The following is a 19,877-nucleotide window of genomic DNA, read 5'->3' on the forward strand; positions in this document are numbered from 1 at the left end:
GGGTGTTCGCGTCAGGTGTCAGAGCAGGCGCTCGCCCCAGTGGAGCTTGTGGCGCAGCATGTCGTAGTAGTTGTAACCCACCGGGTGCAGGATGCGCAGCGGATTGCGGTAGCGGCGGATCAGCACGCGGTCCATTTCCATCAGGTCGCAATGGGACTGGCCGTCGAAGTGCACGCGCGCGTCCAGGCCGCGGGTGAGCATGAATTCCACTTCGCAGGAGTCGTTGACCGCGATCGGGCGGTTGCTCAGCGATTGCGGGCAGATGGGCACCAGGGCGATGGCCTGCAGCGTGGGGTGCAGGATGGGGCCGCCGGAGGCCAGCGAGTAGGCGGTGGAGCCGGTGGGGGTGGAGACGATCAGGCCGTCCGAGCGCTGGCTGTAGACGAACTGGTTATCGATGAAGACTTCGAACTCTATCATCGAGCCCATCGCGCCGCGGCTGAACACCACGTCGTTGAAGGCCAGCGCGTTGGCCACTTCGGCGTCTTCGCGTATCACCGCGGCCTGCAGCAGGATGCGGTCTTCCGGCACGAAGTCGCCGCGCAGGATGGCGTCCACCGAGTCCAGCATCTCGTGCAGCGGGATGTCGGTCATGAAGCCCAGCCGGCCCTGGTTGATGCCGATCAGCGGCACGCGGTAGGGTGCCAGCAGCCGGGCGATGGACAGCATGGTGCCGTCGCCGCCCAGCACGATGACGATGTCGGCCAGCTTGCCCATGTCGTTGCGGTCTATCAGCGCGTGCGGGCCGGCCTCTTGCTGGGTGGCGCTGTCCTTGTCGATCAGCACGGTGGCGCCGGCGGCGGACAGGTGGTCGGCCAGCTGGCGCAGGGATTCGACGATGGCGGGCTTGCTGTGCCGCGCCACCAGGCAGACATGCTTGAACAGTCGTTCCATGGCGTTGTTTCAGTAAGGGGTGGGCGTATCGTTCAAAAAACTGTCGTCGTTGGGTTTCTTGCCGGTGGCTTCCAGCGCTTTCAGGTAGAAGCGCACCAGGTCCGCCAGAGAGTCTACACCGAGTTTGTTGAACAGGTTGGCCCTATGTACTTCTATGGTGCGCGGGGACAGGTCCAGCACCCGGGCGATTTCCTTGCTGGACATGCCGTCCGCCACCAGTTCCAGCACTTCGCGCTCGCGTCCGCTGATGCGGGCGAGCAGGCCCATCACTTCCTGGGTTTCTTCTTCCTTGCGGTGTTGCAGGATGCTCAGGCGTATGCCCTTGCGCAGGCTTTCGATCAGCCGGGCCTGGTCTATCGGCTTGGTCAGGAAGTCGATGGCGCCGGTCTGGAAGGCGCGGCGGCATTGTTCGATGTCGCCGTGGCCGGTGATGAAGACGATGGGCAGGGTCACGTTTTTGTCGATCAGCTGTTCTTGCAGCGCCAGGCCGGTGATTTGCGGCATGCGGATGTCCAGCACCAGGCAGGCGATGTCGTTGCCGCCGTAGTGGGCGAGGAATTCCATCGCGTTGGGAAAGGTGACGGTGCGCATGCCTTGCGCGGCGATCAGCATGGCCAGCGAGTCCAGCACGGCTGGGTCGTCGTCGACGATGTAGACGGTTGGCGTGGTGTTTTGCATTGTGTTTTTGACTCCTGCCGGTTACCCCGTTGACGGCGGCGCGTCCCGTTGCGGCAGTTCAATGATGAATTCCGCGCCGCCGGTTGATTTATTGCGAGCGCTCAGCTTGCCGCCGAACGCCTCGATGGCGGTCTGGCAGATGGCCAGACCCAGTCCCATTCCGCTGGCCTTGGTGCTGAAGAAGGGCGCGAAGATGCGGTCCAGCAATTCCGGCGCGATGCCGGCGCCGTTGTCGCCTATGCTCAGCCGGATCCAGCGGCCGTTCAGGCTGGTGGCGATGCTGAGCCGCCCCCAGGGGGCGACGGTTTCCATGGCGTCCAGCGCGTTGCGCATCAGGTTCAGCACCACTTGTTCCAGTTGTATGTTGTCAGCGTAGACCAATGGCAGGTCGTGGCAAATATTCTGCTCAATATGAATATCGTGGGTTTTCAGTTCGTATTCCAGCAGGTTGAGCGCGTTGCCCACCACCTGATTCAGGTCTATGGGATTGAATTGCTGGGTTTTTTTGATCACGAATTCGCGCAGGCGCTGGATGATCTGGCCGGCGCGGCTGGCCTGGGTGACGGAGGAATCCAGCGCGCGGCGCAGCATGGCCATGTCCGGCTCTTCGTCTTCCAGCAGGCTGAGTCCGGCCTGGCAGTAGCTCATGATGGCGGACAGCGGCTGGTTGATTTCGTGGGCGATGCCGGAGGCCATTTCGCCCATGGTGTTGATGCGGGCGACGCGGGCCAGCTCCATTTCGTGCTGACGCAGCCGGGTTTCGCTGGCTTCCAGTGCCGCCAGCATGCGGCGGCGGATCGGCGCGGTGTCGCGGAAGGTCAGCACCGCGCCCATCAGCCGGCCGTCGCGGCCGGGCAGCGGGGACACCGAGCCTTCGATCAGCAGTTTTTCGCCGTCGCTGCGGATCAGGTAGCAGTTCTGCGCCAGCAGCACGGTTTCGCGGCGCTGGATGGCCTTGTGCACCGGATCTTCCTCCACCTGGCGCGCAAACTCGTAGTTGAGCCGCACCACCTGGTGCAGTTTGCGCTGGGCGGCGTCGCCGATCTTGAGGCCGAGCAGGGTTTCCGCCGCTGGGTTGAGGTAGCGGATGCTCAGGTCGATGTCGATGCTGATCACCGCGTCGCTGATGCCGCTGAGCGCCACCATCGCGTATTCGCGCTCGCGGTGCAGCCGGTCTTGCGCCTGTTCCTGCGCCTGGCGGTTTTGCGCCAGCAACGCCAGGATGATCAGCAGCAGATAGGCGGGCACCAGTGAGAAGACGGCGCTGAGCAGCAGTTCCAGCGGCGCGGTGCGGTCGAAGCTGAGCTGGCGACGCACCGTCAGCTCATAGGGCAGATAGGGGGTGTCCAGGCTTTTGCGGATTTCCAGCGAGGGCAGCAGCCATTGCGCCAGCCAGCCGGGCTGGTCCTGCTGTTGGTGGCGGTAGATCAGCGGGTCGTAGCCGCTGGGCGCGCTGTCCTTGCGCTGCAGCGCCACGCTGTAGCGCGTCGCCATGTTTGGGGTCAGGCTGACCAGTCTGTCCAGGGACAGCACTTGCACCACCATGCCGGCGGTCTGCTCGCTGCGCACCAAGGGCACCGGCGACGGCGCTTCGGTGTTGTAGATGGCGGAGAAGAAGGCCAGGCCCTGTTTGCCGTTGTTGAGGCGCAGCACCGGCGACACCGCTTCGCCCTGACCCATCGCGCGGTGGACGGTGGGCGCCAGCACGCTGTCGGCCAGCAGGTCCAGGCCCATTTCGCGCCAGTCGTCGGAGGCGAGGCCGGGTTCGGCCATGCTCAGCGGCAGGTAGCGCGGCCGTTTCGCCGCCAGCCGCCAGGCTTGCTGCTGGTCCCAGGCGTTGTCCTGCTGGTGCTGGTAGTCGCGGATGCGGTAGGGCTGGCCTTGCAACTGGCTGCGCATGCGCTCGAATTCGCGGCGGTAGGCGTGGCTGACCAGCGGCTGGTAGCCAATGAAATACAGCTGCGGTTGTTCGCGCGCCAGCGATTCCACCAGCAGGCGGATGCGCGCTTCGCGCAGGCTGTTTTCCTGGTCGACGATGTCGACCACGCTTTGCTGCAGCATCTCGCTTTCCTGCAGCCGGGTTTGCAGGCCGGAGAGGATCAGGCTGTGCACCTGCTGGTGCTCTTGATGCTGCTGGTTGAGGTCCAGCGCCACCGATTGGCCCAGCAGCAGGGCGAAGGTGAGCAGCCACAACACGGCGCAGGCCAGGCGTCCGCGCGGGGAGGCGGTGCGCAACAGGTCCAGGTGACGGGTGAGGGCGGTGCGGAATGCAGTGATGATGCTGTGCTTGTCTGCCATGGGGAGATTGGGTTCGTCCGGCGCGCAGCCAATCTGGGCATCGCCGCTACTGAGCCGGATTATAGCGGCGATGCCCGGGGTGCGCGAACCCAGCCGGGAGCTGGGCTCGCCCCTGGCAGGGTGTGGCTTATTTCTTTAAGTAAACAGAAAAATATTGCTGAAATTTTGCCAATTTTGGCGCAACCACCATCTGGCAATAGGGTTCGTGGCCATGTTGGTCAAAGTATTGCTGGTGATAGTCTTCGGCCGGATAAAAAGGCGCCGCGGCCTCCAGCCGGGTGACGATGGGGTCAGGGTAGTTGCCGGCCAGCTCCGCCAGCATGCGTTCGGCGGCCTGGCGCTGTTCCTCGTCGTGGTAGTACAGCACCGACGCGTATTGCGGGCCTACGTCGTTGCCCTGGCGGTTGAGGGTGGTGGGGTCGTGCAGCGCGAAGAAGGCGCGCAGCAGGGTGTCGTAATCGATCTGGGCCGGGTCGTAGCGGATCTGCACCGCTTCCACGTGGCCGCTGCGGCCGCCGCAGACTTCCTTGTAGCTGGGGTTGGCGCCGGGGCCGCCGGTATAGCCGGAAACGGCGCCGTGGACGCCGGCCAGGCGGTTGTAGGCGCTCTCTATGCACCAGAAGCAGCCGCCGGCGAAGGTTGCGGTTTTCATATGGGACTCCATTGACGGGGTGGGTGTGTATCAGTCGCGGCGGCGGGGGAAATCTGTCCCGGCGCGCCGAAAAGTTGCCAGGCCAGGCGCACGGTTTTGGTCTGGATCGCCACGGTGTCTTCGATGGGCACCGCGTAGCCGCCGCCCATGACGACGGCTACGGCGGCCTTGGCCTGGCGACAGGACTCCAGCACCATGCGGTCGCGCGCGGCCAGGCCGTCGCGGCTCAGCGCCAGCTTGCCCAGGCGGTCGCCGGCGTAGGGGTCGGCGCCGGCCAGGTAGAACACCAGGTCCGGGTCGGCGGCGAACAGGCGCGGCAGTTGCTCGGCCAGGACGGCGAGGTAGGCGTCGTCGCCGGCGCCGTCAGGCAGCTCGATGTCCAGATCGCCGGCTTCGCGGCGGAAGGGGAAATTGCCGGCGCCGTGGATGGAGAAGGTGAAGATGCGCGCGTCGCCGCGGGCGATGGCGGCGGTGCCGTCGCCCTGATGCACGTCCAGGTCTATCACCAGCGCGCGGCGGGCCAGGCCTTCGTCCAGCATCAGCCGCGCGGCCACGGCGATGTCGTTGAACACGCAGAAGCCGCTGCCCATCGCGCGGCCGGCGTGGTGGGTGCCGCCGGCCAGGTTGACGCCGCAGCCGCGCGCCAGCGCCCAGCGGGCGGCGGCGATGGTGGCGCCCACCGAGCGGCGGCTGCGTTCCAGCAATTGCGGGCTCCACGGCAGGCCGATCTCGCGCTGTTCGGCGGCGCTGAGCGCGCCGTTGAACACCTTGTCCAGATAGGCGTCGTCGTGGGCCAGCGCCAACTCGTAGCGGCTGGCCGCCGGCGCCGTGTCCATCGCTTTGGCGGCGAAGCCGGCCACCGCCTGCGCCAGCAGCGCGTATTTCCGCGCCGGGAAGCGGTGGCCGGGCGGCAGCGGCAGCGGGAACTGGTCGGTGCGGAATACGCGCATCGCGGCGCTCAGAAGGCCTTGACCAGGGCGAAGCGCGGCAGGGTCTGCCCTTCGTGCGCGACGCTTTCCTCGAACATGCCGGCCGGCCGCGCCCACAGGCCGAATTCGCCGTAGAGCGCGCGGTACATCACCAGCAGTTCGCCGGTTTCGGAATGGGTGGCGGTGCCCAGCACTTCGTAGAGCGGGCCTTTGTAATGGCGATAGATGCCGGGAGCGATTTTCATGGGACCTCCTTCGGTTTACGGCAGATGGGCGAGGGCGTCGGCCATCAGTTGGAACAGGCCGTCGGCGTCCACCTCGGTCAGGTAGAGCGCGTTGGGCGCGCGGCCGGATTCGCCGTGCCAGTCCACCACGGTGGCGCCGGTGGTGTAGTGGCCGGCCAGTTCCACCACCACATTGACTTCGCGGCCGCGGAACAGCTCGGGGCGCAGCAGATAGGCGATCACGCAGGGGTCGTGCACCGGCGCGCCGTCCTGGCCCAGCTTTTGCACGTCGTAGCGCTCCAGCGAGGTCAGCAGCGCGGCCGCCAGAGGGCCGCAGCGGTTGGGCAGGCTGCGCAGCCCTTGCACCCGCGCCGGCGTGGTCGTGGCCTGGTGGGTGACGTCCAGCGGTAGCATCACGATGGGCGCGCCGCTGCGCAGCACGATGTCGGCCGCGTGCGGGTCGGTGTGGATGTTGAACTCCGCCGCCGGCGTCATATTGCCGCCGGCGAAATAGCCGCCGCCCATCAGCACGATGCGGCCGATGCGCGCGGCGATGTCCGGCGCCCGGCGCAGCGCCAGCGCGATATTGCTCAGCGGGCCCACCGGGCACAGGGTGACGCTGCCCGCCGGTTCGCGGCGCAGGGTGTCGATGATGAAGTCCACCGCGTGTTCGGCGCGCACCGGCATGGCGGGCTCGTGCAGCGGCGCGCCGTCCAGGCCGCTGGCGCCGTGCACGTGCTCGGCGCCCTGGTAGGCCTGGACCAACGGCCGGTCTGCGCCGGCGTAGACGGGCACGTCGCCGCGGCCGGCCCATTCGCAGACGATGCGCGCGTTGCGGGTGGTCAGTTCCACGCCGACGTTGCCGGCCACCGTGGTCAGGCCCAAGAGTTCGATGTCGGCGCGAGCGCCCAGCAGGAACAGGATGGCGACCGCGTCGTCCAGGCCGGGATCGGTGTCGAAGATGACGCGATGCTTTTTCATGTCGGCTCCATTGGGCAATGTCATCAAGGGGGCGAAGGATGCCGCAGCGCTTGGCGGCGCGTCAAGGCGCGGCCGGCGGCGCCGAGGCGGGGGCGCTCCATTCATAGACCCGGAATTCGGTATCCAGTTTAAACCCGGATTGCTGATACAGCCGCTGCGCGTTCAGATTGTCGTGGGCGGTTTGCAGCGTGAGGCCGCCGCCCAGCGCAGCGACATGGGCTTGGCAATGCTCCAGCAGCAGCCGGCCCACGCCGCCGCCGCGGCCGGCGGGCGAGACGAACAAATCGTGCAGCAGCCAGTGCGGGCGCAGGCTGAGCGAGGAAAAGCCGGGATAGAGCAGGGCGAAGCCCTGGACGCCGGCCGCGTCCTCGGCCAGAAAGACCACCGCTTCGCCCTTGCGCAGCCGTTGTTCCAGGAAGGCGGCGCAGGCTTCCGCCGGCTGCGCCGTCCGGTAAAAGTCGAGATAGCCCAGGAATAAGGGCAGCCAGTCGCGGACGGATTCCGCGCCGGCTTGGCGGATGGCGATTTGCATGGAGTGCCTTTCCCCGCTTTGCGGTACAATATTCGCCTTTTTTCCGGCGACGTTTGCAATGAAATTGGTTCTTGCCCCGATGGAGGGCCTGGTGGACGAGGCGATGCGCGATGTGCTGACCCGGGTGGGCGGCATTGATCTGTGCGTGACCGAGTTCGTCCGCGTCACCTCGGCGCTGCTGCCCACGCGCACCTTCATGCGCCTGGCGCCGGAACTGGCGCGCGGCGGCAAGACCCGCGCCGGCGTCACGGTGCGGGTGCAGTTGCTGGGTTCGGACCCGGCCTGTCTGGCCGAGAACGCCGCCAAGGCCGCCAGCCTGGGCGCGCCGGGCATAGACCTGAATTTCGGCTGTCCGGCGCCCACTGTCAACCGCCATCGCGGCGGCGCGGTTCTGCTCAACGATCCGGAACTGCTGTTCCAGATCGTCCAGGCGGTGCGGGCGGCGGTGCCGGCGGAAATACCAGTCACCGCCAAGATGCGGCTGGGCTATGAAGACAAAAGCCGGGCCTTGGAATGCGCGCAAGCGCTGGAGGCCGGCGGCGCGCAGGAACTGGCGGTGCACGGCCGCACCAAGGTGGAGGGCTACCGGCCGCCGGCGCATTGGGACTGGATCGCCCGCATCCGCGACAGCGTGGCGGTGCCGGTGGTGGCCAACGGCGAGGTGTGGACGCTGGACGATTACCGCGCCATCCGCGAGCAAAGCGGCTGCGACACGGTGATGATAGGGCGCGGCCTGGTGGCCTGCCCGGACCTGGCGTTGCGCATCAAGCGCGGGGACGGCGCCGAGCCGATGGCCTGGAGCGAGATGCAGCCCTGGGTGCTGGACCTGTTCCTGCAGTGCCGCGTCCAGTCCGAGGACGGGCGCTACCCGGTGGCGCGCACCAAGCAATGGCTGGGGCAGCTCAAGCGCACCTGGCCGGAGGCCGGCGCCTTGTTCGAGCGCATCCGCAGGCTGACGACGCCGGACGAAGTGGAGCCTGTCCTGCGAGACATGCTTGCTAAGTAAATGTACTCATATCTAAATGCTATGGGAATGTGTAGCATTCAATTGCGCGCTGCACTGGTATAGCAGGGCGCTGTGATTCCGGCGGCTCCCCAGCTCCGGCGATTACACTTCCCCGATACCTTGCAGCCCTCCCTACACGGGAGGGATTTTTTTTATCCGCCGCGATGGGCTATCAATGAAAAGCGGCCGGCCTGTTGTTCCCTCTCTCTTCCTGCCGCAGCGGCGCCGCCATCGGCGGTTTCCCATCAAGACTTCATCGCGGAGGCGGCATGGATACGGCCCCGACGGTTAGCTGGCTGGAAAAGCTGATCCCTCAGGCGTGGCACGACAGCCTGACGCTGTTCGTGGCGCTGACCGCCGCCTGCGCCGCCTTGCTCTATCTGCTGCGGCCGGAAACCCGCAAATCGACGCTGCGCTCCTTGCTGGCCGCCGCCATTGCGCTGGTGGTGATCAATCTGGGGCCTCAGGAAGGGCAGGCGGTGGCGGAGTGGGTCAAGCAGGTGGCCATCATCGTGCTGGGCCTGGCGCTGATCCGGCTGTGGGCGATGATGCTGATGCGGCTGTTCCTGCCCTTGCTGCGCCTGCATCCCCCGCGCATCCTGGAGGACATTCTGCTGGTGCTGGGCTGCGTGGGCTGGGGCCTGGTGCTGCTGCGCCTGGCCGGCCTGGACCTGAGCCACATCGTCACCACCTCGGCGGTGATCACCGGCGTGCTGGCGTTCTCGATGCAGGACACGCTGGGCAATATCCTGGCCGGCCTGTCGCTGCAGCTGGACAATTCGGTGGAGGTGGGCGACTGGATCAAGTCCGGCGAACTGTCCGGCCGGGTGGTGGAAATCAATTGGCGCGCCACGCTGGTGGAAACCCGCAACTGGGAAACCGTGGTGATTCCCAATAGCCAGCTGATGAAGGGGCAGTTCGCCATCCTGGGCAAGCACCAGGGCGCGCCGCTGCAATGGCGGCGCTGGGTATGGTTCAACATCAATTGGGACACGCTGCCCAACCAGATCATTTCCGTGGTGGAGCGTTCCCTGCGCGAGGCGCAACTGCCCGGCGTGGCGCTGTCGCCGGAGCCCAACTGCATTCTGATGGGCTTCGAAAACGGCTACAGCAAGTACGCGGTGCGTTACTGGCTGACCGATCTCGCCGCCGACGACCTGACCGACTCCGTGGTGCGCACCCATATCGACGCCGCCTTGCGCCGCCACAATCTGAAGATGTCCTCGCCGCACTACAATGTGCTGACCATCAAGGACAATGAAAAGTACATGGAAGCGCGGATGAAGAAGCACCTGGAGGAGAGGGTGCAGGCGCTGCGCAAGGTGGAGCTGCTGTCCAGCCTCAACGACGAGGAACTGGTGGTGCTGGCCGACCAGCTCAAGTTCACCCCCTTCGTCACCGGCGACATCATCATGCATCAGGGCGCGGTGGCGCACTGGCTCTACATCATGCTCAACGGCGAGGTGGAGGTGTGGGTGAATCTGCCGGACGGCAGCCGCAAGCTGGTGGACGTGCTGGAGGGCGGCAATTTCTTCGGCGAAATGGGTTTGATGACCGGCGAGGCGCGCAGCGGCACCGTGATCGCGCGCTCCAATGTGGAGTGCCTGCGGCTGGACAAGGAGTCCTTCCAGTCCATTCTGAGTTCGCGCAAGGAGTTGGCGGAGGCGATTTCGTCGATTCTGGCCGAACGGCTGGCCGAGCGCACCCGCAAGCTGCCGCAGGATTGGCAGGAAGGCCATGGCTCGCCGCAGCGGGCGGAGCTGGTGGACAAGATCCGCCGTTTCTTCGGCCTGGCCAAGCACTGAACGGCGGCTGTCGGCGGCCCCAAGGCGGGGCCGCGCGACGGCGCTCAATCCAGCGGGTGGAAGTGCTTGAGGATGCTGGAGAAATCCAGCTTGCCGAAGCCGGCTTGCGCGTGTTCCTCGTACAGATTGCGCGCCAGCGAGCCCAGCGGATTGGCCGCGTGGCTGTGCAGCGCGGTTTCCTCGGCCAGGCCCAGGTCTTTCAACATCAGTTCCGTCATGAAGCCGCCGCTGTAGCCGCGGCTGGCCGGCGCGTTCTCCATCACCCCGGGCCAGGGGTTGTACAGCTCGGTGGCCCAGTTGCGGCCGGAGCTCTGGCTGATGATCTCGGACAGCACCTTGGGGTCCAGCCCGTTCTTGACGCCCAGCGCCAGCGCCTCGGCGGTGCCGGCCATCAGGATGCCCAACAACATATTGTTGCAGATCTTGGCGGTCTGCCCGGCGCCGGCGGCGCCGGCGTGGAAGATGTTCTTGCCCATGGCCTGCAGCAAGGGCCGCGCGCGTTCCAGTTCGGCGGCGGCGCCGCCGACGATGAAGGTCAGCGTGCCGGCGGCCGCGCCGGCGGTGCCGCCGGACACCGGCGCGTCCAGCATCTTGAGGCCGGCGGCGTCGGCCGCGGCGGCCACCCGGCGCGCGGTGGCGGCGTCTATGGTGCTGCAATCGATCACCAGGGTGCCGGCCGGCAGTTGCGCGAACAGGCCGGACTCGCCCAGGTACAAACCTTCCACGTGGCGGCCGGCCGGCAGCATGGAAATCACCGCGTCGGCGCCGCGGACGGCGTCGGCGGCGTCCGCGGCCGCGCGCGCGCCGGCGGCGGTCAGCTTGGCCAGCGCGTCGGCGGACAGGTCGAATACGTTAAGCCGATAACCCTGCTTCAGCAGGTTGGCGGCCATCGGTCCGCCCATATTGCCCAGGCCGATGAAGGCGATGGTTTGCATAATCTGTCTCCTCGATTGTTATTGGAGCGCGGCCAGCGGGTGTTCCGCCGGCGTCCACGGCGAATCGAAATGGCTGTCCACCCAGCCCGGCGGGATGTCGGCCAGCTCGCGGCAATGCCATTGCGGAGCGCGGTCCTTGTCCACCAGCAGCGCGCGCACGCCTTCGCGGAAATCCGGTTTGGCGCAGAAGTTGACCGACAGCGCCAGCTCCATGCGCAGGACTTCGGCCAGCGACAGATGCCTGGCGCGCTGGAAGATTTCCCAGCAGACGGCGGCCGATGTCGGGCAGCCGTGGGCGAAGCTCTTGGCCGCGGCGGCCAGCCACGGGTCTTCGAAGGCGGTGTCGCGCAGCGCGGCGGCCACCGCTTCCAGGCTGCCGCGGTTCATCAGCTGGTGCACCGCCAGCAGGTTGCGGCCGGCGTTGGCCTCCGGCAGCGCCACGCCGCGTTCCATTTCGTTGAGCAAGGCGCTGACCAGGCCGTGGTGGCGTTCCGCCGGCTGTTCCCAGGCCAGTTCGCGCAGCGCCGTCAGCAAGGCCGGCTGGCCGTCGGCCGGCAGCACGTGGTCGGCCAGATTGCACAGCAGCGCGTCGCCGGCGTTCAGCGGCGCGCCGGTCAGGCCGAGGAACAGGCCGAGCTTGGCTGGCATCCGTTGCAGGAACCAGCTGCCGGCCACGTCCGGGTACAGGCCTATGGTGATTTCCGGCATCGCGATGCGGGTGGCCGGCGTGGCCACGCGGTGGCTGGCGCCTGCCATCAGGCCCAGGCCGCCGCCCATGACGATGCCGCCGCCCCAGACGATCAGCGGCTTGCGGTAGCGGTGGATGCGGTAGTCGAGCCGGTATTCCTCGCTGAAGAAGGCGACGGCGTGCGGGTTGGGATAGGCCTCGCCGTCTTCCAGCAGCGCGGCGCGCAGCGAACGCACGTCGCCGCCGGCGCAGAAGGCCTTGTCGCCGGCGCCGCGCAGCAGCACGGCCACCACGGCGTCGTCGTTTTCCCAGGCGCTCAAGCGCGCGTCCAGCAGCCGTATCATTTCCAAGGTCAGCGCGTTCAGCGATTTTTCCGCGTTCAACGTGGCGATGGCGATGCGCTGGCCGCCGCGGACCGGCAGTTCTTCAAACAGTACCAGGTGGGACATGGCGGATTCGTCCTTGGGTGAGGGTCAGGCGTTCTTCCACTGCGCCGGGCGTTTTTCCAGGAAGGCGCGGGTGCCTTCGCCCTGGTCCTGGGTGTCGAACAGCTTGATGAAGCCTTCGCGCTCGTGGATCAGGTTGTGCGCCGGCGGCTGCAGCCGCGCGCGTTGCACCAGCTGCTTGCACACCGCCACCGACGACGGCGACTGGCGAGCGACTTTTTCCGCCAGCTTGAGCGCGGCGTCCAGCGCCTGGTCCTTGGCCACCACTTCCTCCACCAGGCCGATGCGCTCGGCGGTGCGCGCGTCCACGCGCTCGCCGCACAGAATCATGCGCTTGGCCCAGCCTTCGCCCACCAGCCAGGGCAGGTTCTGGGTGCCGCCGGCGCAGGGCAGCAGGCCGACGCCGGCTTCCGGCAGCGCCATTTGCGCCTGCTCTTCGGCGATGCGGATGTCGCAGGCCAGCGCGCACTCCAGGCCGCCGCCCATCGCATAGCCGTTGACGGCGGCGATGCTGACGCCGCGGAAGGCGGACAACGCCTCGAAGGCCTCGCCGAACAGCATGGTCATCTCGGTGGCCACCTTCTTGTCGCCGTCGGCGAACAGATTGAGGTCGGCGCCGGCGGAGAAGAATTTTTCGCCCTGGCCGGTGATCACCAGCGCGTAGATGTCGCGGTCGGCGTTCAGGTCCGCCACCAGCCGCTTCAGCGCGCTCAGGCTGTCGCGGTTCCAGGTGTTGGCCGGCGGGTTGTCTAGGGTGACCACGGCGGTGTGGCCGCGTTTTTCCACGTTCAGGTGGGCGTAATCGTTCATAGCGTATGCCTTTATGGATTCGGTGTGGATGAGCTAATCCGGAAAAATCCAGCGAAGCGGCTGAGGCAAGGCCGCAGTGGGGCTTTTGCCTGCTTCGCTCAGCGCAGGGTTTCCAGCGCGCCGTCCTGCAGCAGCTTGCGCGCCACGATCATCCGCATCACTTCATTAGTGCCTTCCAGAATCTGGTGCACGCGCAGGTCGCGCACATGGCGTTCCAGCGGGAAGTCCTTCAGATAGCCGTAGCCGCCGAACAGCTGCAGCGCGTTGTTGGCCACATTGAAACTCAGATCGGTGGCCAGCCGCTTTGCCATGGCGCAATAAGCGCTGGCGTCCGGGCTGGCCTGGTCCAGTTTCCACGCCGCCAGCCGCACCATCTGCCGCGCGGCCACCAGCTCGGTCAGCATGTCCGCCAGCCGGAACTGCACGCTTTGCAGTTCGGCCAGCGGCTGGCCGAATTGCTGGCGCTCCTGCACATAGCGCTGGGCGGCGGCCAGCGCGGCCTGGGCGGTGCCCACCGCGCAGGTGGCGATATTGATGCGGCCGCCGTCCAGGCCCTTCATCGCGAAGGCGAAGCCCTGGCCTTCTTCGCCCAGCCGGTTGGCGGCCGGGATTTCCACGTTGTCGAAGGTGATGGCGCGGGTGGGCTGGCTGTTCCAGCCCATTTTTTTCTCTTTCTTGCCGTACTGCACGCCGGCGGCGTCCGCCGGCACCACGAAGGCGGACACGCCCTTGGGACCCGGGCCGCCGGTGCGCGCCATCACCACCAGCACCTGGGTGCTGCCGGCGCCGGAGATGAACATCTTGGAGCCGTTGAGCACGTAGTGATCGCCCTTGCGCTCGGCGCGGGTCTTCAGCGAGGCGGCGTCGGAGCCGGCGCCGGGTTCGGTCAGACAGTAGCTGCCCAGCAGCTCGCCGCTGACCATGCGCGGCACCCAGCGCTCGGCCAGTTCCGGGCTGCCGAAGCTGGCTATCATCCAGCTGACCATATTGTGGATGGTCAGATAGGCGGCGGTGGAGGTGCAGCCGGCGGCCAGCTCTTCGAAGATGATGGCGGAGTCCAGCCGCGGCAGGCCCAGGCCGCCGTAGGCTTCCGGCGTGTACAGGCCGAGAAAGCCCATTTCGCCGCTGCGGCGGATCACCTCCAGCGGAAAGGTTTCCTCTTCGTCCCATTCTGCGGCGCGCGGCGCGAGCTCGCTGGCGGCGAAGTCGCGGGCGCTGTCCTGAAAGGCGATCTGTTCTTCGGTCAGTGCGAAATCCATGGCGGGCTCCCGGTCAGCGCAGCGAAATGGTGGTATTGACCTTGCCGCCGCTGGCGGCGTCGTCGAACCAGCGGCTGGTGACGGTCTTGGTCTGGGTGTAGAACAGCACCACCTGCTTGCCGTAGGGGCCGAGGTCGCCCAGCTTGGAGCCGCGCGAACCGGTAAAGCTGAACAGCGGCACCGGCACCGGGATGGGCACGTTGATGCCCACCTGGCCGACGTCGATCTCTTCCTGGAACTTGCGCGCCGCCGCGCCGCTCTGGGTGAACACCGCGGTGCCGTTGCCGTTGGGGTTGGCGTTGACGATGGCGATGGCGTCGTCCAGCGAGTCCGCCGCCATCAGGCACAGCACCGGGCCGAAAACTTCCTGGTGGTAGACGCTCATTTCCGGTTTGACGCCGGAGAAGATGGTGGGGCCGACGAAGTTGCCGCGCTCGTAGCCGGCCACCTTGATGTCGCGGCCGTCCAGCTCCAGGCGCGCGCCTTCTTCCACGCCGCGGGCGATCAGTCCGGCCACGCGCTCGCGGGCGGCGCAGGAGATCAGCGGGCCCAGGTCCGGGTTGTCCTTGCCGGCGCCCACGCTCAGGCCGCGCGCCTTGGCCACCAGTTCCGGAATCCACTGTTGGGCCTCGCCCACCAGCACCGCCACCGACAGCGCCATGCAGCGCTGGCCGGCGGCGCCGAAAGCGGCCCCGGCCAACTGGTTCAGCGCCTGTTCCTTATTGGCGTCCGGCAGCACGATGGCGTGGTTCTTGGCGCCCATCATGCACTGGGTGCGCTTGCCGTTGAGGCTGGCGCGCTGGTGCACGTGGGTGCCCACCTTGGTGGAGCCGACGAAGGACACCGCCTTGATGTCGCGGTGGTCGCACAGGGCGTTGACCACCTGCTCGCCGCCGTGCACCACATTGAGCACGCCGGGCGGGATGCCGGCTTCCAGCGCCAGCTCCACCAGGCGCATGGTCACCATCGGGTCTTGTTCCGAGGGCTTGAGCACGAAGGTGTTGCCGGTGGCGATGGCCATCGGGAACATCCACAGCGGAATCATCGCCGGAAAGTTGAACGGGGTGATGCCGGCGCAGACGCCCAGCGGCTGCAGCACGGTATAGGTGTCGACGCCGCCGGCGACGTTCTCCGCGTATTCGCCCAGTTGCAGATTGCCGATGGCGGAGGCGTGTTCCACCACTTCCAGGCCGCGGAAGATGTCGCCCTCGGCGTCGGCTAGGGTTTTGCCCTGTTCGGCGGTCAGCAAGGCCGCCAGTTCCTTCATGTGTTCGCGGATCAATTGCTGGTATTTCAGGAAGATGCGCGCGCGCGCGCCGATGGCGGTTTTCTTCCAGCTGGCGAAGGCGGTCTTGGCGGCGCTGACGGCGGCGTCGACTTCGTCCTGGGTGGCCATCGGCACCCGCGCCAGCACTTCCTGGGTGGCCGGGTTGACGATGTCACGCCATTCGGCGCTGCGGGATTCGACGAATTCGCCGCCGATCAGCAATTTGATGGTGGGGACTGCCTGGGTCATGGTGCTGCCTCCGTCTGATCTTGATAAAGCCTGTTGCCGGCGGTGCCGGCTCAGGCGTAGCTGTAAAAACCCTTGCCGCTCTTGCGGCCCAGGTGGCCGGCCTGCACCAGTTGGGCCAGCAGCGGGCAGGCGCGGTATTTGCTGTCGCGGAATTCGGTGTAGAGGATGTCCATGATGGACAGGCAGGTGTCCAGGCCGATCAGGTCCGCCAGCGCCAGCGGGCCGATAGGATGATTCATGCCCAGCTTCATCACGGTGTCGATGTCCTCGGCGCTGGCCAGGTTTTCGTACAGCGTGAAGGCGGCCTCGTTGATCATCGGCATCAGCACCCGGTTGGAGACGAAGCCGGCGGCGTCCTTGACCGTGACCGGAGTCTTGCCCAGCGCCTGGCTCAGTTCGTAGACCAGCCGGTAGGCGGCGTCGCTGGTTTGCAGCGCGCGGATGATTTCCACCAGCTGCATCACCGGCACCGGGTTCATGAAGTGCATGCCCACCACGCGCTCCGGCTGGCTGACCCAGCTGGCGATGCGGGTCAGCGAAATCGACGAGGTGTTGGACGCCAGCACCGCGTCCGGGCGCACCACGGCGGCCAGCTCGCGGAAGATGCTTTCCTTGACCGCGGCGTTCTCGGTGGCGGCTTCCACCACCAGGTCGCGGTCGGCCAGATCGGCCAGGCGGGTGGTGGTCTGGACGCGGGCGAGAATGGCGGGGACGTCGGCCTCGGCCAGCAGCTCTTTCTTCACCAGGCGCGCCAGGCTGGAGGCGATGGCGGCCAGGCCCTTGTCCAGCGCGGCCTGGTTGACGTCGGCCAGGCGCACGTCGTAACCGTGGGCGGCGAAGACCTGGGCGATGCCGTTGCCCATGGTGCCGGCGCCCACCACTGCGATTTTGGCTTGCATGTTGTTTCCTCGACTATTTGCTCTATGCTGTATTCAAGATAGCTTGACGTTTACGTTAACGTCAATCAACAATGACAAGCGCAACGGCGAATGTTGCGCGAATGGTCCGGCGGCGCCGGGGAGGCGGAGAGGAAGATGGCGGAGCAGACTTACAGCATTACCGAGTTGGCGCAGGAGTTCGACGTCACCACGCGCACCATCCGCTTTTACGAAGACCAGCAATTGCTGGAGCCGCTGCGGGCGGGGCAGCGCCGCATCTACAGCCGCCGCGATCGGGTGCGGCTGATGCTGATTCTGCGCGGCAAGCGCATCGGCCTGTCCCTGCAGGAAATCCGCGAGCTGTTCGCGCTGTACGACGCGGCCAGCGACGACGCGCCGCAGCTGCACGAATTCATCCGCATCCTGCAGCGCAAGGAACAGCAGCTGCTGGAGCAGATGGAAGACATCAAGGTGGTATTGAGCGAAATTTCCCAATTGCGGCATCAGTGCGAGAAAACGCTGGACAGGCGCGGCGCGGATGCCCGGCAATCGACTTGAGGAGTGAGCAATGCAACAGCAAGACATCGTGATCGTGGGCATGGCGCGCACCGCCATGGGCGGCTTCCAGGGTGCTTTGGCTGCCAAGACGGCGGCGGAGCTGGGCGCGGCGGCGATCCAGGCCGCGGTGGAGCGCGCCGGCGTGCCGGCGGCGGACATCGACGAAGCCATCGTCGGCTGCGTGCTGCCGGCCGGCCAGGGCCAGGCGCCGGCGCGCCAGGCTGCGCTGGGCGCCGGCCTGCCGCTGGCGGTGAACTGCACCACGGTCAACAAGATGTGCGGCTCCGGCATGAAGGCGACGATGCTGGCCCATGATCTCTTGCGCGCCGGCAGCGCGCGGGTGATGGTGGCCGGCGGCATGGAAAGCATGAGCAACGCGCCCTATCTGATGACCAAGGCGCGCGCCGGCTTGCGGCTGGGTCACGGCGAAATCAAGGACCACATGTTCCTGGACGGCCTGGAGGACGCCTACGACAAGGGCAAGCTGATGGGGGTGTTCGCCGAATGGTGCGCCGAGAAGTACGGCTTCAGCCGCGAGGCCCAGGACGCCTTCGCCATCGCCTCGCTGAACCGCGCCCAGGCGGCAATCCGCGACGGCCTGTTCCGCGACGAGATCGCGCCGGTGACGGTCAGCGGCCGCGGCGGCGATCAGGTGGTGGACACCGACGAGCAGCCCTTGAAGGCCAATGTCGACAAGATTCCGACGCTGAAGCCGGCGTTCAAGAAGGACGGCACGGTGACGCCGGCCAACGCCAGCTCCATTTCCGACGGCGCCGCCGCGCTGGTGTTGATGACGGCGGAGGAAGCGGCGCGCCGCGGCCTGCGCCCGCTGGCCCGCATCGTCGGCCACGCCACCCACGCTCAGGAGCCGGGCTGGTTCACCACCGCGCCGGTGGAGGCGATCCGCAAACTGCTGGCCCAGGCCGGCTGGAGCGCCGGCGACGTCGATCTCTACGAGATCAACGAAGCCTTCGCCGTGGTGACCATGGCGGCGATGCACGACCTGGGTCTGCCGCACGACAAGGTCAACGTCCATGGCGGCGCCTGCGCGCTGGGCCATCCCATCGGCGCCTCCGGCGCGCGCATCATCATCACCCTGCTGTCGGCCTTGCGTCAGCGCGGCGGCAAGCGCGGCGTGGCCAGCTTGTGCATAGGCGGCGGCGAGGCGACGGCGATGGCGCTGGAACTACTCTGATAAGCCGTTCAAAGTTTTTTTGAGCAAGAGCTTCAGGAAGGCTGGCTGGATAAACTGCAAGTTGGTATTGAGAGCGGCTGACAAAAGTCAGTTTCACGTCTGAGGCAAGGCGCGCCGACTTGAGTACGGCAAGTCGGCGCAACGCAGCATCAGGTGTTTGGTTGGCCGCTCAGAGTATCCGCTTGCGGTTTTTCCATGGCCTTCTGTTCTTTTCCAGCCAAACGCCGCCACCTTCACGCGGCTCGCTCCACGTGGTGAAGTAGGAGTGGACGGTAGGCCATTTGGGAAACAATTCAGGAAGCATGCGCCATTGGCTCTTATTTTGGCGCAGCTACGGTGCGGTACAGAGTTTTTTGTACAAGTCCACGCGCCGGAGACTCGTTCTCTATGCGCGCGTTTTCCAAGATTTGGCTAGCTTTTCCTTTTCGCTGGACTTCCTCTTGCGCCACTCTCCAGAGACTTTGCGCGAGCGCTGAAAGCTTACTTTGCTGCGCGTCGGCGAGATGGCGTTGAATTGCATGCTTGAAGCTTAATTGTTTTCTTGTTGGGTAAAATTGAAATCTTATAGGTTTTTCATGAGGAAGCTGACAATGTCAGCGTTAAATTTTTGATGGAAAAGAGTGCGGTCGAAACCTGCTCTATCTGTGCAGATGTTTGATGACGTCTTTTGTTGTGCCAGACTGCAAGGCGCTAGAAATGAAAAGTGACCTGCCCGAGGTATGATTTTCCTGTCAGGTGAAGTAGGAAGATTACGAGCAACGCTATTGGTGTCTTCCAGTGTTACGCCGTCTCCGCCATATTCCGATCCCCAAAGTTGCATTGGGATAGCAATGGCTTTTAATCCATCAGCAAATAAGGCGCCAGACATTGGGTCCGCCAGTACTGCTGCTCGAATCCGCGGGTCACTCGGGGGTAGATTGCTTGGAGGGTTTTTACAGAGGCCCCGTCCTAAGACATACGAAAACAATCGAAAGCATCTGTCTTGCATTTTTTGCAGGTTTGGCCTGCCGCCTATTGCAATTAACCCCGTTGTGCCGCCTCTGGAAAATCCAAAGAAAGCTATCCGCTTAGGATCTATCGTCGCGGTGTTTTTCCATTTGCTCAACATGTAATCAATGAGGCGTCTCATGTCGGTTGGGCGATCTACAACTAAGGCGGACAGGTCATCCGTCCTCTGCATGCCGGCTAGCGCACTGTTTCCGGGGTGGTTGATGGCGGCGACAACAAACCCGGCATTTGCCAATGCCTCCGCCGTGTCATGATGGGCGCCAAACCAAGCTCCAGAACCATGTGAAATCACCACCAGCGGCAAATTGTCCTTCATTGCCGGGCAGTTTAATGCAGCAAGAAAATTGACTGGGCCAAAAGGCGTGACTTTAGGAGGGGTGTTACAGGGATACCATATGGCACCCTGCAAAGCTGGTCCCTTTGTGTCTTTAGGAACCGTGATCCATTGCAATCCGGCTGCGTGAACGAAGGTTATGACCATAAACCCAAGGCAAATCACCAATGCTGACTTTATGCGACGGATTGAGTGCATAGTCAGACCTCCCGATTAATATTTCAACATCCCCTCTATAGGTGAGTGCTCAA

Annotated in this window: 19 protein-coding genes; 4 read left to right on the forward strand and 15 right to left on the reverse strand. The window is 65.5% G+C overall.

Annotated features, from left to right (window positions below; translation table 11 throughout):
- Positions 1–18 precede the first annotated feature (18 nt).
- From JW897_RS10720 to JW897_RS10755, 8 genes are all read right to left on the reverse strand, one after another.
- Positions 19–894, reverse strand: coding sequence for an NAD kinase (locus JW897_RS10720; RefSeq protein ID WP_048414783.1), 876 nt, complete (start codon positions 892–894; stop codon positions 19–21).
- Positions 895–903: 9 nt separating this feature from the next.
- Positions 904–1,572, reverse strand: coding sequence for a response regulator transcription factor (locus JW897_RS10725; RefSeq protein ID WP_019103053.1), 669 nt, complete (start codon positions 1,570–1,572; stop codon positions 904–906).
- A 21-nt stretch (positions 1,573–1,593) separates the two neighbouring features.
- Entirely contained in the window at positions 1,594–3,870 is a 2,277-nt protein-coding gene (locus JW897_RS10730) for an ATP-binding protein (protein WP_053077402.1), read from the reverse strand.
- Between the two features lie 127 nt (positions 3,871–3,997).
- Entirely contained in the window at positions 3,998–4,522 is a 525-nt protein-coding gene (msrA, locus tag JW897_RS10735) for a peptide-methionine (S)-S-oxide reductase MsrA (RefSeq protein WP_205466063.1), read from the reverse strand.
- Positions 4,519–5,472: a histone deacetylase family protein gene (locus JW897_RS10740; protein ID WP_205466064.1), complete on the reverse strand. Its 954-nt coding sequence runs from the start codon at positions 5,470–5,472 to the stop codon at positions 4,519–4,521. Before JW897_RS10740 ends, msrA begins: the two co-directional genes overlap by 4 nt.
- 8 nt (positions 5,473–5,480) lie before the next feature.
- Positions 5,481–5,696 (reverse strand): DUF1653 domain-containing protein, encoded by a 216-nt coding sequence (locus JW897_RS10745; RefSeq protein ID WP_043593565.1) that lies wholly within the window; start codon positions 5,694–5,696, stop codon positions 5,481–5,483.
- Between the two features lie 15 nt (positions 5,697–5,711).
- On the reverse strand, positions 5,712–6,656 hold the full coding sequence (locus tag JW897_RS10750; protein ID WP_205466065.1) for a nucleoside hydrolase: 945 nt from the start codon (positions 6,654–6,656) through the stop codon (positions 5,712–5,714).
- A 61-nt stretch (positions 6,657–6,717) separates the two neighbouring features.
- A complete protein-coding gene (locus JW897_RS10755; protein ID WP_205466066.1) occupies positions 6,718–7,188 on the reverse strand; it encodes a GNAT family N-acetyltransferase in 471 nt (156 codons plus the stop codon).
- Between the two features lie 58 nt (positions 7,189–7,246).
- Here JW897_RS10755 and JW897_RS10760 point away from each other — a divergent pair, with 58 nt between their 5' ends.
- Together JW897_RS10760 and JW897_RS10765 are read left to right on the forward strand one after the other, a co-directional pair.
- Entirely contained in the window at positions 7,247–8,194 is a 948-nt protein-coding gene (locus JW897_RS10760) for a tRNA dihydrouridine synthase (RefSeq protein WP_048414778.1), read from the forward strand.
- A gap of 269 nt (positions 8,195–8,463) precedes the next feature.
- The gene (locus JW897_RS10765; protein WP_048414777.1) at positions 8,464–9,999 is read left to right on the forward strand and encodes a mechanosensitive ion channel family protein; all 1,536 of its coding nucleotides are present in this window, start codon (positions 8,464–8,466) and stop codon (positions 9,997–9,999) included.
- Positions 10,000–10,043: 44 nt separating this feature from the next.
- Here JW897_RS10765 and mmsB read toward each other — a convergent pair whose 3' ends face one another.
- The 6 genes from mmsB to JW897_RS10795 form a co-directional block, all read right to left on the reverse strand.
- Positions 10,044–10,934, reverse strand: coding sequence for a 3-hydroxyisobutyrate dehydrogenase (mmsB, locus tag JW897_RS10770; RefSeq protein WP_048414776.1), 891 nt, complete (start codon positions 10,932–10,934; stop codon positions 10,044–10,046).
- 18 nt (positions 10,935–10,952) lie between these two features.
- Positions 10,953–12,071, reverse strand: a complete 1,119-nt coding sequence (locus tag JW897_RS10775) for an enoyl-CoA hydratase/isomerase family protein (protein WP_205466067.1) — start codon at positions 12,069–12,071, stop codon at positions 10,953–10,955.
- Positions 12,072–12,095: 24 nt separating this feature from the next.
- Entirely contained in the window at positions 12,096–12,878 is a 783-nt protein-coding gene (locus JW897_RS10780) for an enoyl-CoA hydratase (RefSeq protein WP_205466068.1), read from the reverse strand.
- A gap of 98 nt (positions 12,879–12,976) precedes the next feature.
- The gene (locus JW897_RS10785; RefSeq protein ID WP_048414773.1) at positions 12,977–14,137 is read right to left on the reverse strand and encodes an acyl-CoA dehydrogenase family protein; all 1,161 of its coding nucleotides are present in this window, start codon (positions 14,135–14,137) and stop codon (positions 12,977–12,979) included.
- Positions 14,138–14,150: 13 nt separating this feature from the next.
- On the reverse strand, positions 14,151–15,653 hold the full coding sequence (locus JW897_RS10790; protein ID WP_205466069.1) for a CoA-acylating methylmalonate-semialdehyde dehydrogenase: 1,503 nt from the start codon (positions 15,651–15,653) through the stop codon (positions 14,151–14,153).
- A gap of 50 nt (positions 15,654–15,703) precedes the next feature.
- Positions 15,704–16,552, reverse strand: coding sequence for a 3-hydroxybutyryl-CoA dehydrogenase (locus JW897_RS10795; RefSeq protein ID WP_205466070.1), 849 nt, complete (start codon positions 16,550–16,552; stop codon positions 15,704–15,706).
- A 90-nt stretch (positions 16,553–16,642) separates the two neighbouring features.
- Here JW897_RS10795 and JW897_RS10800 point away from each other — a divergent pair, with 90 nt between their 5' ends.
- The gene (locus JW897_RS10800) at positions 16,643–17,089 is read left to right on the forward strand and encodes a MerR family transcriptional regulator (RefSeq protein ID WP_240352162.1); all 447 of its coding nucleotides are present in this window, start codon (positions 16,643–16,645) and stop codon (positions 17,087–17,089) included.
- A 10-nt stretch (positions 17,090–17,099) separates the two neighbouring features.
- Positions 17,100–18,284 carry an acetyl-CoA C-acyltransferase gene (locus JW897_RS10805; RefSeq protein ID WP_048414770.1) on the forward strand — a complete coding sequence of 395 codons (1,185 nt, stop codon included), beginning with the start codon at positions 17,100–17,102 and terminating at the stop codon, positions 18,282–18,284.
- Between the two features lie 562 nt (positions 18,285–18,846).
- On the opposite strand, the gene JW897_RS10810 is transcribed toward JW897_RS10805, so the two are convergent.
- Positions 18,847–19,824, reverse strand: a complete 978-nt coding sequence (locus JW897_RS10810; RefSeq protein WP_205466071.1) for an alpha/beta hydrolase family protein — start codon at positions 19,822–19,824, stop codon at positions 18,847–18,849.
- Between the last annotated feature and the right edge of the window lie 53 nt (positions 19,825–19,877).

This window comes from Chromobacterium alkanivorans (assembly GCF_016937655.1).
Lineage (GTDB): Bacteria > Pseudomonadota > Gammaproteobacteria > Burkholderiales > Chromobacteriaceae > Chromobacterium > Chromobacterium alkanivorans.

Bases quoted from the DNA above. Each gene is read 5' to 3' on its own strand.
- JW897_RS10720 (WP_048414783.1), bottom strand. From the start codon at position 894: ATGGAACGACTGTTCAAGCATGTCTGCCTGGTGGCGCGGCACAGCAAG.
- JW897_RS10725 (WP_019103053.1), bottom strand. From the start codon at position 1,572: ATGCAAAACACCACGCCAACCGTCTACATCGTCGACGACGACCCAGCC.
- JW897_RS10730 (WP_053077402.1), bottom strand. From the start codon at position 3,870: ATGGCAGACAAGCACAGCATCATCACTGCATTCCGCACCGCCCTCACC.
- msrA (WP_205466063.1), bottom strand. From the start codon at position 4,522: ATGAAAACCGCAACCTTCGCCGGCGGCTGCTTCTGGTGCATAGAGAGC.
- JW897_RS10740 (WP_205466064.1), bottom strand. From the start codon at position 5,472: ATGCGCGTATTCCGCACCGACCAGTTCCCGCTGCCGCTGCCGCCCGGC.
- JW897_RS10745 (WP_043593565.1), bottom strand. From the start codon at position 5,696: ATGAAAATCGCTCCCGGCATCTATCGCCATTACAAAGGCCCGCTCTAC.
- JW897_RS10750 (WP_205466065.1), bottom strand. From the start codon at position 6,656: ATGAAAAAGCATCGCGTCATCTTCGACACCGATCCCGGCCTGGACGAC.
- JW897_RS10755 (WP_205466066.1), bottom strand. From the start codon at position 7,188: ATGCAAATCGCCATCCGCCAAGCCGGCGCGGAATCCGTCCGCGACTGG.
- JW897_RS10760 (WP_048414778.1), top strand. From the start codon at position 7,247: ATGAAATTGGTTCTTGCCCCGATGGAGGGCCTGGTGGACGAGGCGATG.
- JW897_RS10765 (WP_048414777.1), top strand. From the start codon at position 8,464: ATGGATACGGCCCCGACGGTTAGCTGGCTGGAAAAGCTGATCCCTCAG.
- mmsB (WP_048414776.1), bottom strand. From the start codon at position 10,934: ATGCAAACCATCGCCTTCATCGGCCTGGGCAATATGGGCGGACCGATG.
- JW897_RS10775 (WP_205466067.1), bottom strand. From the start codon at position 12,071: ATGTCCCACCTGGTACTGTTTGAAGAACTGCCGGTCCGCGGCGGCCAG.
- JW897_RS10780 (WP_205466068.1), bottom strand. From the start codon at position 12,878: ATGAACGATTACGCCCACCTGAACGTGGAAAAACGCGGCCACACCGCC.
- JW897_RS10785 (WP_048414773.1), bottom strand. From the start codon at position 14,137: ATGGATTTCGCACTGACCGAAGAACAGATCGCCTTTCAGGACAGCGCC.
- JW897_RS10790 (WP_205466069.1), bottom strand. From the start codon at position 15,653: ATGACCCAGGCAGTCCCCACCATCAAATTGCTGATCGGCGGCGAATTC.
- JW897_RS10795 (WP_205466070.1), bottom strand. From the start codon at position 16,552: ATGCAAGCCAAAATCGCAGTGGTGGGCGCCGGCACCATGGGCAACGGC.
- JW897_RS10800 (WP_240352162.1), top strand. From the start codon at position 16,643: ATGTTGCGCGAATGGTCCGGCGGCGCCGGGGAGGCGGAGAGGAAGATG.
- JW897_RS10805 (WP_048414770.1), top strand. From the start codon at position 17,100: ATGCAACAGCAAGACATCGTGATCGTGGGCATGGCGCGCACCGCCATG.
- JW897_RS10810 (WP_205466071.1), bottom strand. From the start codon at position 19,824: ATGCACTCAATCCGTCGCATAAAGTCAGCATTGGTGATTTGCCTTGGG.